Source organism: Mycobacterium sp. ELW1, assembly GCF_008329905.1.
Lineage (GTDB): Bacteria > Actinomycetota > Actinomycetes > Mycobacteriales > Mycobacteriaceae > Mycobacterium.
In genome coordinates this window covers 1,274,338-1,288,189 of record NZ_CP032155.1, presented here as the reverse complement: position 1 = coordinate 1,288,189, position 13,852 = coordinate 1,274,338, and the positions used below count along the sequence as shown (strand labels likewise).

The 13,852-nt window shown below is 64.4% G+C and carries 13 protein-coding genes and 1 pseudogene; 7 read left to right on the top strand and 7 right to left on the bottom strand.

Annotation, left to right across the window (positions count from 1 at the left end; translation table 11 throughout):
* Nucleotides 1-14: 14 nt before the first annotated feature.
* From D3H54_RS32135 to D3H54_RS06005, 3 genes and pseudogenes are all read left to right on the top strand, one after another.
* Nucleotides 15-254 (top strand): annotated as a pseudogene (locus D3H54_RS32135) (PAS domain-containing protein); the annotation flags it as partial.
* Between the two features lie 99 nt (nt 255-353).
* Nucleotides 354-1,319, top strand: coding sequence for a GGDEF domain-containing protein (locus D3H54_RS06010; protein WP_286199126.1), 966 nt, complete (start codon nt 354-356; stop codon nt 1,317-1,319).
* Between the two features lie 298 nt (nt 1,320-1,617).
* Complete coding sequence (locus tag D3H54_RS06005; protein ID WP_149378281.1) at nt 1,618-2,412, top strand: carboxymuconolactone decarboxylase family protein; 795 nt, start codon at nt 1,618-1,620, stop codon at nt 2,410-2,412.
* Nucleotides 2,413-2,610: 198 nt separating this feature from the next.
* Here D3H54_RS06005 and D3H54_RS06000 read toward each other — a convergent pair whose 3' ends face one another.
* Complete coding sequence (locus D3H54_RS06000; protein ID WP_149378280.1) at nt 2,611-3,300, bottom strand: TetR/AcrR family transcriptional regulator; 690 nt, start codon at nt 3,298-3,300, stop codon at nt 2,611-2,613.
* Nucleotides 3,301-3,456: 156 nt separating this feature from the next.
* On the opposite strand from D3H54_RS06000, the gene D3H54_RS05995 reads away from it, so the two are divergent.
* The 4 genes from D3H54_RS05995 (at nt 3,457) to D3H54_RS05980 (ending at nt 6,772) form a co-directional block, all read left to right on the top strand.
* Complete coding sequence (locus D3H54_RS05995; RefSeq protein ID WP_149378279.1) at nt 3,457-4,290, top strand: mycofactocin-coupled SDR family oxidoreductase; 834 nt, start codon at nt 3,457-3,459, stop codon at nt 4,288-4,290.
* Between the two features lie 3 nt (nt 4,291-4,293).
* Nucleotides 4,294-5,112, top strand: coding sequence for a mycofactocin-coupled SDR family oxidoreductase (locus tag D3H54_RS05990; RefSeq protein WP_149378278.1), 819 nt, complete (start codon nt 4,294-4,296; stop codon nt 5,110-5,112).
* 285 nt (nt 5,113-5,397) lie between these two features.
* Complete coding sequence (locus D3H54_RS05985; RefSeq protein WP_149378277.1) at nt 5,398-6,240, top strand: NAD(P)-dependent oxidoreductase; 843 nt, start codon at nt 5,398-5,400, stop codon at nt 6,238-6,240.
* Between the two features lie 184 nt (nt 6,241-6,424).
* Nucleotides 6,425-6,772, top strand: coding sequence for an antitoxin Xre/MbcA/ParS toxin-binding domain-containing protein (locus tag D3H54_RS05980; RefSeq protein ID WP_149383364.1), 348 nt, complete (start codon nt 6,425-6,427; stop codon nt 6,770-6,772).
* Nucleotides 6,773-7,160: 388 nt separating this feature from the next.
* Here D3H54_RS05980 and D3H54_RS05970 read toward each other — a convergent pair whose 3' ends face one another.
* The 6 genes from D3H54_RS05970 to D3H54_RS05945 all read right to left on the bottom strand — a co-directional run bounded on the left by D3H54_RS05970 (nt 7,161) and on the right by D3H54_RS05945 (nt 13,852).
* Complete coding sequence (locus D3H54_RS05970; RefSeq protein WP_149378276.1) at nt 7,161-7,358, bottom strand: hypothetical protein; 198 nt, start codon at nt 7,356-7,358, stop codon at nt 7,161-7,163.
* Between the two features lie 282 nt (nt 7,359-7,640).
* Nucleotides 7,641-8,567 (bottom strand): prenyltransferase/squalene oxidase repeat-containing protein, encoded by a 927-nt coding sequence (locus D3H54_RS05965; protein WP_286199125.1) that lies wholly within the window; start codon nt 8,565-8,567, stop codon nt 7,641-7,643.
* 213 nt (nt 8,568-8,780) lie between these two features.
* Nucleotides 8,781-9,107 (bottom strand): hypothetical protein, encoded by a 327-nt coding sequence (locus D3H54_RS31665; RefSeq protein ID WP_286199124.1) that lies wholly within the window; start codon nt 9,105-9,107, stop codon nt 8,781-8,783.
* A 372-nt stretch (nt 9,108-9,479) separates the two neighbouring features.
* The gene (locus tag D3H54_RS05955) at nt 9,480-9,740 is read right to left on the bottom strand and encodes a helix-turn-helix domain-containing protein (RefSeq protein ID WP_149383363.1); all 261 of its coding nucleotides are present in this window, start codon (nt 9,738-9,740) and stop codon (nt 9,480-9,482) included.
* Between the two features lie 52 nt (nt 9,741-9,792).
* Nucleotides 9,793-10,929 (bottom strand): TniQ family protein, encoded by a 1,137-nt coding sequence (locus D3H54_RS05950; protein ID WP_168214786.1) that lies wholly within the window; start codon nt 10,927-10,929, stop codon nt 9,793-9,795.
* Between the two features lie 250 nt (nt 10,930-11,179).
* Entirely contained in the window at nt 11,180-13,852 is a 2,673-nt protein-coding gene (locus D3H54_RS05945) for a TniQ family protein (RefSeq protein WP_149378274.1), read from the bottom strand.

Here is a 13,852-nt window from a genome sequence, read left to right as displayed (position 1 = left end):
ATGCGTGAGCATGAATGGAATCAACAGGCCGGAGAGTCATGGACTGGACCGCAGATGATGCGACCTCGCCCGCACGAGCGCAGCCAGCCGACTCCTCCGCTCTGGGGCCACCTCAGCTACTGCCGCAGTCTGTTCTAGATCACGTCAGTGACGCGATGGTGGGGACCGACGTCAGTGGAATGGTGATCCGTTGGAATCGGGCCGCTGAAGAGATTTTCGGACGGGCTACGGCAACGGTTCTGGGTGCGCACGTGTCGGAAGCTGTTGGAGCGCAACTGGATCCGGCCCAGATCGTCAGCGCCGGCGGAGTGACGCACGCCACCTGCTTGGCTGCTGACGGCGCGCCACTGCTCATGCGGATCGCGGCGACCTATTCAAGGGATGGCTATTTCGTGGTGTGTGTCGAAGAGGCCGCGGGGCGGCGCGGCGAGCAGCACTTCCAAACTGTGTTGAACTTCCTCGACGAAGGCGTCGTGGTGTTCGGCGTCGACGGTTGCGTGCATACCGCGAACCGCGCGGCCGCCCAGATTTGGGGTTCACAGTTCGGCGCGGATCCCGGCGGGTTCGGTAACGGTAAGGGGCTCTTGGCGCTCTACGACGCCACGGGTCGCCTCTTGGAGCGCGCTGAGCATCCGGTGCTTCATACGGTCGATACTGGCCAGCCGGTGATCGGCCGCGTCGTCGGGTTCGACCGCACGGTCGACGAGCGGGTGTGGCTGTGGATGAATTGCCGGCGGCTCGAGTCGGGGCACTCTGGCGGCAACGAGGTCTTACTGTCCTTCATCGATATCACCGCAGAGCAAACCGCCACCGCGCGGCTGGTGCATCGCGCCAGCCATGACCCGCTCACGTTGTTGCCCAACCGCGCACGGGTGCTGGACCGCATCGGACAGGCATTGGCGCATCTTGGTCCACTACTGGCCGCGGTTCTGTTCATCGACCTCGATAATCTCAAGGACATCAACGATTCTCGTGGCCATGAGGCAGGCGATGCGGTGCTACAGACCGTGGCAAGCCGACTACGCGCCACGGCGCGCGGCCATGACGTCGTCGCCAGGCTCGGTGGTGACGAGTTTGTCTACCTGGTGATGGGCCCAACCACAACCGGAGACATTGACAACATCGCCCGCCGGATACTGCACGCGTTGTGTGATCCGATTCAATTCGGGGCGATTTCCCTGACCGCAGGCGCCAGCATCGGAGTCACGTTGGTGATCGACGGAGACACCCGGAACGCTTCGCAGATCGTGCACGACGCCGACCTCGCGATGTATGAGGCGAAACGCCGCGGCCGCAACCAAATTCATTACTTCGCCTAGCGAACAGGCACACCTGCCACTCGCAGTAGTGGACCGAGGACACCGCCGCCGGCGCGTTGATGGCACCCCGTTGTCACAGCTGGTCGCTCCGGCCGAATTCAGCTCCCCTCGTCAGACCACATCAGCCCACACCTGTGCGCACGCGCGTCAAACCGTAGACGCGCGGCAGGCCTCCGCCCGCCGCATTAAGGGATTTGACTGCTTCTTAATCCCGTAGACTTAATTGCACGACGTCGTTAGGTTGTCGTCCAGACGGGCGCGCGGCACAGCTGCTTCCATTACCCAGAACGGAGTCCGTGTGAGCGAATGGACCGATCGCGAGGACCGTCAAAGGGTCGCCTTCGCGGAGTACGAGCACATCATGTGTGCGCCGGGCCCCGCCCCGGTCAGCGCCTACATTGACGGCGGAGTGATCGGCTTCGTCTTCGCCGAGATGTGGCGCCGCGGCGTGCTCACGCCGCGCGATCGGCGCTGGATCACCCTTGCGTGCGTCGGCATGGCCGATGCCCCCGTGCCCATGGAGACCCACTGCTACGCCGCCCTCAAGAGCAACGAGGTGACGAAGGAGGAGATCGACGAGTTCCTGCTCTTTTTTGCCACTCAGGCGGGTTGGCCCAAGGGTTCGTCGATGCTCACCCACATCATGGCTGCCTTCGCCAAGGTCGCCGAAGAGGACGGCGAGACGCTGACCTTCGCGAACTTCGTCCCGTGGGCCGATCCCGCTGCCGACGACGTCCGCAGGGCCCGGGGTGAGGCGGTGTACGAGGCCGTGCACGGAGCGGCGCCTGCACCGCCAGGTACCTCCTTTCAGGCCGTCGGTGACCTCGACTATCTCTACGGCGAGATCTGGAGCCGCGATGAGTACCTCACCCGGCGCGACCGGCGACTAGTCGCGATCTCCTGCAGCGCAGCCCTCGGGATCGACGCGGAAATGACCGAGCAGCTCGAGTCCGCCTTGCGCAGCGGCGATCTCACGTTCGACGAGTTGCAAGAGGTTGTCATGCACATCGCCGTATATCTCGGATGGATCGTGGCGCGACGCCTCGATCACCTCCTGGTGGCAGCGGCGAAGAACACCGACACAGGCAGCTGACGAGGCGATGCACCGCGACGCCGGAGTTTGGCGCGCGGGCCCGCGCCGTCCGCGAAGGCAACGCTGGTGCTGCAGGGGGTTCGCGTACCCCGGCGCCGTGTCTTCAGCGGCGGCGTGGCCGGGCCGCGTTCGGCTTGATCGATGACCCGCACAACCAGCTGACATAGTGGAGGTCGGGGTTTATTGACAACCGTCCGTTCAGGGCAGTGCCCGTGGTGCCGGGCGGTCCGGCGCGGATCCTTTGAGCGCGGCCAGCGTCTCGGCCGAGGGGACCGCGGTCAGAAACGCAACCATCCCATCGAGGAGTGCGCTGACGTGGACCGCGTAGGTCGACACCGGTGTCCCGAACATGCGCGCGCGGTGCCGGTCGGCGCAGGCGTGCACGCACATCGCCGACACGCGTTGAATGCGGTCGTCGCGGAGCGGCTGCGGCACATGGTCGATGAGGGCGCCGACGTGGTCGATGTAGGCCTGATGCGATTCGCGGTGGGCAGCCGGCAGGGTGGATAGCGGGCTGGTTCGGTAGTCGTAGCGCAACAGTTGTTCGAGGAAGGGCAAGTAGTAGCAGGTTTCGTCTTCCGCTAGTTCGATGAGTGGCAGCTGATGGGCCTCCACCACGCTTCGCAGGTCGTCGGCGGACGCACGCGCACCGAGCAGTTGTCGTCGGCGGGTGAGGTATTCGAGTCGGTTCGCCAGAATCGCCTCGACAAGTCCCTCTTTCGATCCGAAGTGGTACTGCACCGCGGACTTGTTCGCCATTCCTGCCGTAGTGCCGATCAGTCGGAGCGCAACACCGTCGAGACCGTGCTGGGCAAAGAGCCGCTCCGCAGTGAGCACCAACCGCTGCCGGGCCGGCACACCTACCGGCGTGGACATCGACGTGGACATTTGATCAGAGTCTCACACTAGACGGATTAAGTCTTGTACCTTAATATTCAGTCGGCCAGATGAGAGGTGAGTCATCGCGACCCGCGCCCGCGTCACCGAATCGCAGCAGCAGACATTGAGGGACTCGGCGAGAGTCGACATACGGAGAGATTGCACATGCCAGGACGACTCGAGGGACGCGTTGCATTCATCACTGGGGTGGCCCGCGGCCAGGGCCGCAGTCACGCGGTGCGTTTGGCCCAGGAGGGTGCCAACATCATCGGTATCGACATCTGTGCCGACATCCCGGCCAACCACTATCCGATGGCATCCCGCGACGAGCTTGCCGAAACCGTCGAATTAGTCGAGCGCGAAGGCGCCAAGATCGTCGCGAGCGTGGCCGATGTTCGCGATTTCCACCAGGTCAAGGCCGCAGTGGACGCCAGCGTAGCGCACTTCGGTCGGCTCGACATCGTGTGCGCGAATGCCGGCATTGCGCCAGTCGCCTTCCGCCAACTGACTATCGAGGAGGAACTCGAACAGTGGCGCGCCGCGACCGGGGTAATCCTGGACGGCACCTACCACACCGCTTCGGCGGTGATACCGCATCTCGTCGCAGGCCAACGGGGTGGATCGATCGTGTTCACCAGCTCGACCGCGGGATTGAAGGGCTTCGGCGGCCTGCAGGGCGGCGGACTCGGATACGCTGCGGCGAAGCACGGAATCGTCGGACTGATGCGCACCCTGGCAAATGCGTTGGCGCCCCTCAACATTCGGGTCAACACCGTGCACCCCACCGCAGTGCGAACCATAATGGCGGTCAATCCGGCGATGACCGAATTCCTGGAGCACTACCCAGAAGGTGGTGTGCACCTACAGAATCCAATGCCCATCGACATGATAGAACCCGAGGACGTCAGTGCAGCCATCGCCTTTCTGGCCTCCGATGAGGCGAAGTACATCACCGGCGTCACCTTCCCCGTCGACGCCGGCTTCTGCAACAAGCTTTGACCTATGAGAAACGCGTCAACCGGCCGAGTGGCCGGAAAGCGAGTGTTGATCACCGGGGCTGCGCGCGGCATGGGCCGCAGTCACGCACTGCGGCTGGCCGAAGAAGGCGCAGACGTCATCCTCGTCGACATCTGCGCGACTCCCGCTGGGCTGGAGTACGAATTGGCTACCGAGGATGAGCTTCAGGAAACCGCGGACCTGGTCGCCAAGCACGGCGGCAAGACGATCACCGCGGTCGTCGACGTTCGGAACGCCGAGGCCTTGGCATCAGCTGTCACTGCCGCCGCCGACGAATTGGGCGGATTGGATGCCGCCGTCGCCAATGCCGGCGTGCTGACCGCCGGCACGTGGAACACCACAACAGCAGAGCAGTGGCGATTAGTGACCGACACCAACCTCATTGGGACATGGAACACATGCGCGGCAGCAATACCGCACCTGCTTGAGCAAGGCGGCGGCAGCTTGATCAACATCAGCTCCGCAGCCGGGATCAAGGGTAGCCCGCTGCACATTCCTTACACTGCGTCCAAGCAAGGCATCGTCGGCATGAGCGTGGCGCTCGCGAACGAGCTTGCCGCTCAAAACATCCGCGTCAACACCGTCCACCCGACGGGGGTCTGGACCGGGATGGCGCCACCATCCATGCTTAAGCTAATTGTCGAAGACCGTTCGGACCTCGGTCCTCTGTTCGGGAATGCGCTGCCCGTACCAATGGTCGAGGCTATTGATGTGAGTAATGCGGTGCTGTACCTAGTGTCCGACGAAGCGCGATACGTCACCGGTCTGCAGTTCAAGGTCGACGCCGGCGTGACCATCCGATGACACCTCGGTCCGCGCCGAACGGTCGACGGAGACCGCATCGGCCCCCGCGCGCCGCGGGGGCGATGAGGCCATCGCCCCGCCGCGCTGTTGGTTCGCCTTCCCACATTTTCCCCGGGTCAGCAGACAGGTTCACCACAGGATGCCATGCGGGTGACTGCCCAGCCTGTTCGTTCGGCGCCTTGAACGCACCTTCCTATAGTCCCGAATGGATACCTCCGACATGAGACGCCCCGTCGTCGACGCCATCGCTTGTCTGAGTGCCTCGATCGCCACGCGAGGCGCTCGATGACCGGGGCGCCGCCGACTCTCGGATTCATCGGCCTCGGAAGCCAAGGAGCGCCGATGGCTCGGGCGTTGATCGACGCCGGGCATGACACCGTGTTGTGGGCTCGCCGGCCCGTTTCAGTTGAGCCCTTCGAGGGCATTGCACGGATCGCCTCCAGCGCGGCTGAAGTCGCCGAACTGGCCGACGTCATCGGCATTTGCGTCCGCGATGACGATGATGTGATCGAGGTGGCGCTGGGCCCGAAGGGACTGCTGGCCGGGATCACCCCGGGAACAACGGTGCTGATCCACAGCACCGTGCATCCGGTCATCTGCCGCCAACTCGGCACGCGTTTCAGCGAACATCATGCTCACCTGCTGGACGCGCCGGTCAGCGGCGGCGGCCAAGCCGCCCGCGCCGGGCAGCTACTCGTGATGGTGGGCGGCGACCACGACATCTACCAAACGATTGCCCCTGTGCTGTCCGCGTTCGGTGATCCCGTCGTGCACGTCGGGGCGCTGGGCGCCGGTCAGCTGGCCAAACTCCTCAACAACCTGCTGTTGACCGCCACGCTGGGCCTGGCCCACGAAACCGCGGAGTTCGCGGGCGCGTTGGGCGTGGATGGGGCGGCTTTGATGGGCATCCTGCCGCACGCCAGCGGACGCAGTTATGCGGTGCAAATGTATGCCGGCCTGCTTGGCGACCTTCGGCCACCATCAGCCCGCGTGCGTTTTATCGCTGACTTGCTCGGTAAGGACGTCGCCATCGCCGAAGACCTCGCCGAACACGTCCAGGGCGGTGGCCTTCTGCTAAGCGCTGCGCATCGGATACTCACTGCGATGGGACATGGTCCGTGCGGGTGACCGGGCCCGCAGCCAATCCCACCACTGCGTCAGCCCAGACCCCGGAGTGCCATCTATGAGCCGATAACTGTCCACCCTGTCAGCCGGGCGGGAAGACCGCACTGCTCGGTACCAGCCGGTTGCCGCCGACGACTGATACACCGGTAGCATGACCGGAATCAAAACCGGAAGTTTAGAGAGTCTTATGGCAGCCACATTGGACCGGGCGGTCGAAGCCACCGAGATCGTCGATGCGCTGAAGCCGTTTGGCGTCACTCAGCTCGATATCGCTGCCGCCACGCAGGTCTCTGACCGTGCTGTGCGCGGCTGGCGAACCGGTGACATACGCCCTGACCGGTACGACCGGCTCGCGCAGCTCCGTGACCTCGTCCTGCTGCTTTCAGACTCCCTTACCGCTCGAGGCGTCGGCCAGTGGCTGCACGCGAAGAATCGCCTCCTCAGCGGCGAGCGCCCTATCGACCTGCTCGCTAAGGAGGGCTACCAGGAGGTTCGTCGCGCGGCCGAATCCTTCATCGACGGTTCCTACGTGTGACGCTCGCCGACGCGGTCGCAACCGCAAGGTGACGCACACTGTCCGGGAAATTCTGGCAGGATCGCTGGCAGCAACGCGAAGAGGAAGTCGATGAACACGTTGCGGCTGGATGTGTCACTGTTTACGACTCCGGCGAATCCTTTGTGGCGCAACTGGATCGGCTCGACGCCGAGGTAAGCCTGACGCTGCGGCGCTCAAGGTCCCGCCGTCGTCGTGAAGTTCGAAGCCAACAGGCTGCCCGGCCGCTGCCACTAACAGGCCAACGGCGCGCGTGACCCGTGTTGATCGTGGTGTCATCGGTTTTCGAGCCTAGGGTCGCTGCCGGCGATGGTGTCAACGTATGACAACGGTAGGGCCAGCGCGATGACCGCACTCTGCAAATCGCTGCTCAATGCCCAGAGCTGGGCATTTCAGGTTGGCCATTGTAGTCAGCATTTAGACGGTCGAGATGATCCAGAAACGCGTCACCGTCAATATGGACGTCGACTTCATCGGCGGCGACGCGAGCGTCCACCTCACCTTCACGCCTCTGCCACGCCGCCGTCCAGAACCATCGTTGATCGTTCGGTGGTACGTGGAACTTCATGGAGCCTAGTGTCCTCCGTGCACCGGCCCGCAGGCCTCATCGATCGTTCCTGTCGCCTCGGCAGGACGACACCTCATTGCTGTCGAGCTCCACGATCCCAAGCGCCGCGAACAGCGCGCGTGACAGATTCTTGCAGTTGAACGAACTATGTGGGCTGGAACGTTAGGAAAAATCGAGATAGCGCATCCCCGTACGGTGGCGCTATCGACAACGGCCTCTCGCCTGCATCTGGTCAGCCAAGTTCTGAATCCCACCAGGTCAGCACTCTCGTTCCGATCAGCGTCAGCCATTTCGATGGCCGTCCAGCAGGTGCGTCGATCTCGACCACACTCGTCCGGGCTGGCGGCCAGCCTGCAGCCAGGTGCCGTCGGGTTGTCGTGTCGCGCGGATCATTGCGATCGCTTCGGCCATGCGAGGATCGGGTTTCATGTTGTCGAGGTGGCCGGCTTGGCGGAAGTAGTCCGCGGCGTTCAGGACACTGTAGGTCCAGCGGTAGGGGTAGGCGAGCCGGTCAACCCAGGGGCCGACCTGGTCGCCGGTTGTCAGGCGACGAAAGAGGTTGCGCTGCAGCAGGTATTCCTCACCGGCATACCGGGCTGCGCGGGTCGCGTCGGCGCCGCCAGTCGCGGCGTCGAAGGCGAGCAGGCCTTTCAACGTGTTCAGGGTCGAATGGAACGACGACCGTGTGGAGCCCTGTTCCCACTCGCAGTTCCAGCCGCCGTCAGGCAACTGATGCTCGCAGAACCAGTCGATGATGCCGGTAATGTCGGCGCCGAGCCATACTCCGTTGGCGACCGTCCAGGCGGTGATGCAGCAGTCCACCTCCCCGCTCCAGTCGGGCAAGTCCTCGTACTCCCAACGGCTGTTTTCAGCAAGCAACTCGACGGTGCGGCGCTCCCGTAGGACAGCAGGATCCAGACCCCACTCCCGCAGCAGATTGAGTGTCCAGGTCGTTGCCGTCCACGGCTGGCTGCCCTCCACATGCTCAGGGCCGTCAAAGTCATAGTCCGCAGGAAAAAATGCGCCACCAGCCCACTGCCCGTCCGGATCCTGGAGCTCAAGCAGACGCAAGCCCCAACCCTCGGTAGCAACCTTTGCACGTGTCGCTTCCCAGACCTGGGGTGCTTCGCCCAGAATGTCGCGTTCGACCTGCCAAAGCAGCGCCGGACCGGAGTCCATCAACCACGCGATCATGCCCTCAGGCGTCATGGCAACGGAGTTTAGCCAGACACACGAAGTGAACCCGCCTGGTTACCAAGGGCTTCGTGTGCCCCGATGGACGCCAGATGTGGCCACCCTCGATAGCCCCAGCCGCCGTCGAAGAACCAGGCGACATCACTTGGCGTCACCTCCTGATAGCTAAACGGCCTAGGCAATGTCCAATCTCGACGGCGGGCGCTGTGAGCGTTGCGAGGGGGCCGATCACGGCAGTCCGTAGCGGCGCCGCAGCTCCTCGCCGCTGATGGTGTTGCCCGCTGCGAAGTCTGCATCTGCGGCACGAAGTTCATTGCGCAGGTCAGTCTCGGCCGTCCAGTTCTCCGTCGATGTTTCGTCTGCGCCCGCTTGCGCATCAGCCACAGGTCCGAGTTCGGTTGCACGGCTATCTCTCCCGGCATTTTTCTCATCCGCTCCCGCGGCCCGGCCCGCCCGTCTCGCGGGGTTAGCGACTTCGCTGTTGTGCTCACCTGCCAGCTCTGCGTACCTGGCATCCAGCACGTCTTCGCCAAGCGCTTCGGGTTGCGAAGCCACCTGTCGGGACCGGTGGGGAGGGGACATCGCCATAGTCTCTATGATCGGCCGCGCTGAAGTGCGCCGCGAGTTCCGCCGAGTCGTGCGATACGGGGTGTGGTCCGGGAGGGCATTTCGGGGCGTCTCCTCGCGGCTGTTACCGCGTCCTGCGCGGCCGGCTTGTCGCCCAGATGCCGACTCTTTGGTGAGGCCACTCCCGGGCCTAACTCAGGGTACTACTAGTAGTGCTATCGCGCAATGTGCACCCCAGGTGGCTTCTGCAGCGGCCGCATCGAATTCGTCCCACGGCTGCCATGACTAACCGACTCGATGAGCGAGTCCCGGCAACGTCCGAACCACCGCGAATGTCGCGGACTCCATGGCTTTTCGGAGTTATCGGCGGTCCGCGAGGAGCCTGCTGACGGGAATATCCAGTGCGTCGGCGAGGTCAAAGAGCCGCTCGTAGAGCAGGCCTCGTCGGCCGTGTTCGACATCGATGAGGACGTTGCGGGTGACTCCGGAACGCAACGCCAGTTCCTCTTGACTGATACCCGCCTTGAGGCGTTGCTTACGAATGTTGGCGCCGACGATTTCGCGCCAGTATTCCCATTGTGCGACCCGATCGGGGTCGTTTTGACTGGGGCGGGTCGGCACATCGATCAGCGTGTCGGCGCCGCCCATCCAAGTCAGCCCTACTAGTGATACATCATCGATCGTCAGGTGCGGACGGTGGTGGCCGGTCGGCGGTGCGCGCAGCGACATCCTCAGCGGCGTGCGCCGGCCTGTACGCCGTAGCCGGGGCATGTCTGTGCGTGGTGCCGACCATGCGGATCGGCGCGGTGAGGGCCTGCACGATGGGGGTCAGCCGAGAGCGTCTGGCTTCTCCGAAGTGCCGCGACGCGACAACGAGTGCGCCGCCGCAGATCTGTTGCAAGGACGCGGCCGCATGGTCGCCGTTGGGCGATGACAGGACGGCGACGGCTGAGGCCAATCCCAGCATGCCGCGGGGTGTTGACGACGAGGCTGCTGTAGGACCCCCGGGGGGTTTCGACCAGCACCTGTCCAAATACGCCAACAGGGTCTGCGTGGGCGCGGCCGCCACGAGCAGGGCGGCGAGGAAGCCAATGTCGTACAGGATCGCTGCGGCCGGTGGGCGATCGGCTCCATAGATCGGCAGGTGTGATTGCGGTGGTCCGATCATTGCGTCGAGGCGGCGCTGGGCGATGAGGAGTGCGTGGTTGCGGGGCAGGTACTTCACGGCGGTGTGGCGTAGGTCGTAGTCGCAGGGCTGGTTGTCGTGTCCGCGGTGGACGCGGTTGGGGCAGTGTCCGAGATGGGGAACGCAGTTGCGGTAGGCGGGGTGTCGACGCTGGGGCCTGCGACAGCGTGGACACACCTCTGCGAGTAGACATCCGTGCATCGAACAGGCAATGGCGGCGCGTAGTCGCCAGCTCAGTTTCCAGCGGCCGCCAGTGCTGCTCAGGCAGTGTGGGCAGAACCGGGAGAAGGGTTGAGCAAAGGTGCGCACTGGCAGTGAGACGCCGTCGGGTGTTGTTGTGCTGGTTGTATTCAGGTGTTGCCATGTCATGGCTCGGATCGTGTCGATTGCCACCCCGGCGGCTGGTGCGAGATGGTCAGCTTCGGCCTCGGCCCACGCCGCTCCCCTCGTCGCGCGAGGGTCGATGTTCAGGAACTGGATCATGTCGATGACCGTCACGCCGTGGCGGCTGGCCAGGGCGTCCACCCACGATTCGAGGGACTCCCCCGCGACCGGCTGCACACGCAGCGGCAGCGTCCGGACGGGAGTGGTCGTGGCTGAATGCGGCGAATCCTGATCTGGCACCAACGATTCCTTCGCACGAGTAACCGCGCGGCCGCCCATTCTCAGGCAGGGGCTGGTCGCCGAAGCGATGCAGCGCGCCGCTTTATGCAGCGCGCCACGCTAAGGCCAGTGTATTACTAGTAGTGCATAACTGAGTGGGTATCACTAGTAGTGCCAGCAACGGTTCGCGCATCGGCGTTGGTTCATCGCAGCGCGAACAGTGGGCACTGCTGCAACGGCAGAGCTCCGAGGTGAGTGGTGCGGCAGGTGTTTAGGGGCCGCCGCGGTGTGCGAGTTCGGTGACCGCATCCAATACCCGGCGACCGTAGCGGGTGACTCGTACCGGCGATCGGAGCACAAGATCGTGTCTGAAGTCGCGTTCCAGCCGTTGGACGGTGCCGGCGACCGTAGGAACCGTTGTTCCCAGCGCGTGGGCTGCGTCGGCGAAACGGTGGTGCTGTGCGATCACTGCGAAGCGCTGCAGTCGCTCCCAGCCGCCGTGTCCGATCAGAGCGGGAATCAAGATGGCGGGAATGGTGTGATCGGCGGCGAGCTCGGCTCGCGTGTGGCGGCCGACGGTGCGCACCGGGATGCCCTGTTGAGTAGCGATGGCGGCTAGCGCTACCGGGTTCATGTGCAGTTCGTGGCTGATGTCATTCATGGACCGGTGTTTGGTGATGTATTCGGTGTAGAGCCAGCCGGGATCCACTGAGTGGCCTAATTTTTCGCCCGGCTTGCGCATGGTGATGCCGTAGTCCCTGGCAAGCTTCCTCACCGTGGAGTCGCTGACGCCCGCCACGGCGCCAATGCTGCGCAGGCTCTTTCGCTCATCGAGGTAGAGCTCGCGCAGACGGTCCGCGGGCAGCGCTTCCACGGCGCGCTGATAGGCGCGGCCCGGTCGCGGGGCGCCGACGCGCGGTGTCCGCGGTCTCGGCACTCGAGGTGGTGCAGGACACCGCTCGAGCGCATAGCGGACGAGACCAGTGTTCACGTCAAGGCGTCGCACAATAGTCGGTAACCGCAGTCGTTGAGTGCGGACCAACCGGTGCAGCTCCGTGACATCGATATCGCCAATACGCCATCCGGGCAGGTCGAGTGTTTCTGCCAGGTCTATTGTCGGCTCCCACGCGACGGGCTCGTCATGGATGCCCTGTGCAGCAAGGAAGTTCACTGCACAGGTGTGCAGGCCCTGGGACAGTGCGGGAGTGAGCCGCCGAGGAAACTCGGACAGACGTACGCCGATGGTGTGGGCGCGGTAATCATCCGCGGCAGCCTCAGGTACCCCACTCACTTGCTCACGCAGATAACGGCGCGCCGTAGATAGCCCTTGCGGCTGCATCCGGATGCTGCGGCACAACGTCTTCCACTGCGCCTCAGGCAGCAGGCCGGTGTAATCGAGCCGGCGGCGGCGGTCGTAATCGATCGGTGCGCCGTCGCGGTCCAGGTAATCGGAGAGTCGAATGAGCGCGGTTCGGATGTCCTCCCAGCATCCTGATGCTTTGAGACGCCACAGCACGAAGACGACATTGGACGGCGTTACTGCATTGCCCAACATCGCTGCGGCCTGGTCGACGTCGACAGTGGTCGACACCAGCAGAAGAGCGACCGACAGCGCGGTGCGCGCGGACGGTTGATACAACGACGACGGGCACAGTCTCAACGCCCAGCTGGGCCACAGCAGCGACGGCGTGCACCTCTGTAGTCGGTGGCGCCGGGCGTCGTCGTTGCGCGGCCGCTGCGGGAATGGGGTTCCCAGCCGATAGTGGAGTTGATCGACCGGGCTGAGTTGCGCTTCGGCGGCGATCAGCTGAATCGCTTGCAGGACCGGACTTGCCGTTTGGGTGCCGGGGTCGTCGGACAGGGATGTCCGGTGTAGGTCGTAGCGGTCGACGTCGCCGGGAAGCGCGGCCAGGGGCGCGGCAGCGGCGTGAAGATCGGGCGATCCCAAGACCTGCAACGCAGCGGAGATGGCCACGGCTCTGATGATGGGCGGCCCGGTGGACCACTGGGGTGCGCTGACGGGGTGTTCGTGATCGTCTATCCCGCGGTGGCGCCGTGCTCGGCGGTATTCGGTGACGAGATCGGCCGGTACGAACCGGTCGAGGTGTTTATCTGGCACGGCGCAGAGGATGTTGCGGCCGAGGATGCGGATATCGGCCAGGACGTCTGCCATGGGCCGCGGGTGGCGGCGGTAGGTACCCCAGGTGGAGACGCCGCGGTCCAGGAGGGCGGACAGGGTAGCCTGCGCGGCCAGTGCGGGATGGCCAGGGTCCAGCCCCACGACGGTGGCCTGTTCCAGATCAGTGCCACAGCGGGCGCCGCGTTTGCCTCGACCGGGAACCGGGCCGTCGCACTGAGTCGGGTGTGGTGGCCTGGGCCCGATCAATGGCCGCGTTCCTTGGCGGTGACCGCAGGTCGGGCAGCGATCGGCGAGTAGACAATGGTGTTGGGTGCAGGCGAATGTCCAGATCAGCAGCCACTGCAGCTTCCATCTGCCCCCGCTGGCAGCGAGACAGTGCGGGCAGAATTGGGATCCCGCGACGCGATGCCATCGGGCTAGCGTGGTCAACCGAGCCGGTGGCCCGAAGATTTCAGCGGTGGTGAGCGCGTAGTGCACGAAGGTCAATGCCTGGATGTCGACGGCTGGGTAGCCGGTGGCAGCGCTGATCACCGCAACGTCCTCGGGACTCAATTCCTGGGCATTCAGGCGTCTGCCGGCGTCGCTCCGATGTTCAAGCCCCATCTGCCAATACAAGTCACCGACCGATACACCGAGCCGCACGGCGTACGCTTGCAGCCAGGAATACAGCGACTCACCGCGCAGCGGCTCACTGCGCAGCGGAAACGAACGCGGCCCCTCACGATCGGCGTCCGATTGGCGCCGGGACAGGGCCTCGAGATCCGATAACAGTGATCGGCCATTGGGCGTTCGAGCTTCGATCAT

Excerpts from the sequence above, each read along its gene's own strand:
- D3H54_RS06000 (WP_149378280.1), bottom strand. The coding sequence starts at position 3,300 with ATGTCCACGTCGATGTCCACGCCGGTAGGTGTGCCGGCCCGGCAGCGG.
- D3H54_RS05995 (WP_149378279.1), top strand. The coding sequence starts at position 3,457 with ATGCCAGGACGACTCGAGGGACGCGTTGCATTCATCACTGGGGTGGCC.
- D3H54_RS06010 (WP_286199126.1), top strand. The coding sequence starts at position 354 with ATGCGGATCGCGGCGACCTATTCAAGGGATGGCTATTTCGTGGTGTGT.
- D3H54_RS05985 (WP_149378277.1), top strand. The coding sequence starts at position 5,398 with ATGACCGGGGCGCCGCCGACTCTCGGATTCATCGGCCTCGGAAGCCAA.
- D3H54_RS05945 (WP_149378274.1), bottom strand. The coding sequence starts at position 13,852 with ATGATCGAAGCTCGAACGCCCAATGGCCGATCACTGTTATCGGATCTC.
- D3H54_RS05990 (WP_149378278.1), top strand. The coding sequence starts at position 4,294 with ATGAGAAACGCGTCAACCGGCCGAGTGGCCGGAAAGCGAGTGTTGATC.
- D3H54_RS05970 (WP_149378276.1), bottom strand. The coding sequence starts at position 7,358 with ATGAAGTTCCACGTACCACCGAACGATCAACGATGGTTCTGGACGGCG.
- D3H54_RS05980 (WP_149383364.1), top strand. The coding sequence starts at position 6,425 with ATGGCAGCCACATTGGACCGGGCGGTCGAAGCCACCGAGATCGTCGAT.
- D3H54_RS05965 (WP_286199125.1), bottom strand. The coding sequence starts at position 8,567 with ATGACGCCTGAGGGCATGATCGCGTGGTTGATGGACTCCGGTCCGGCG.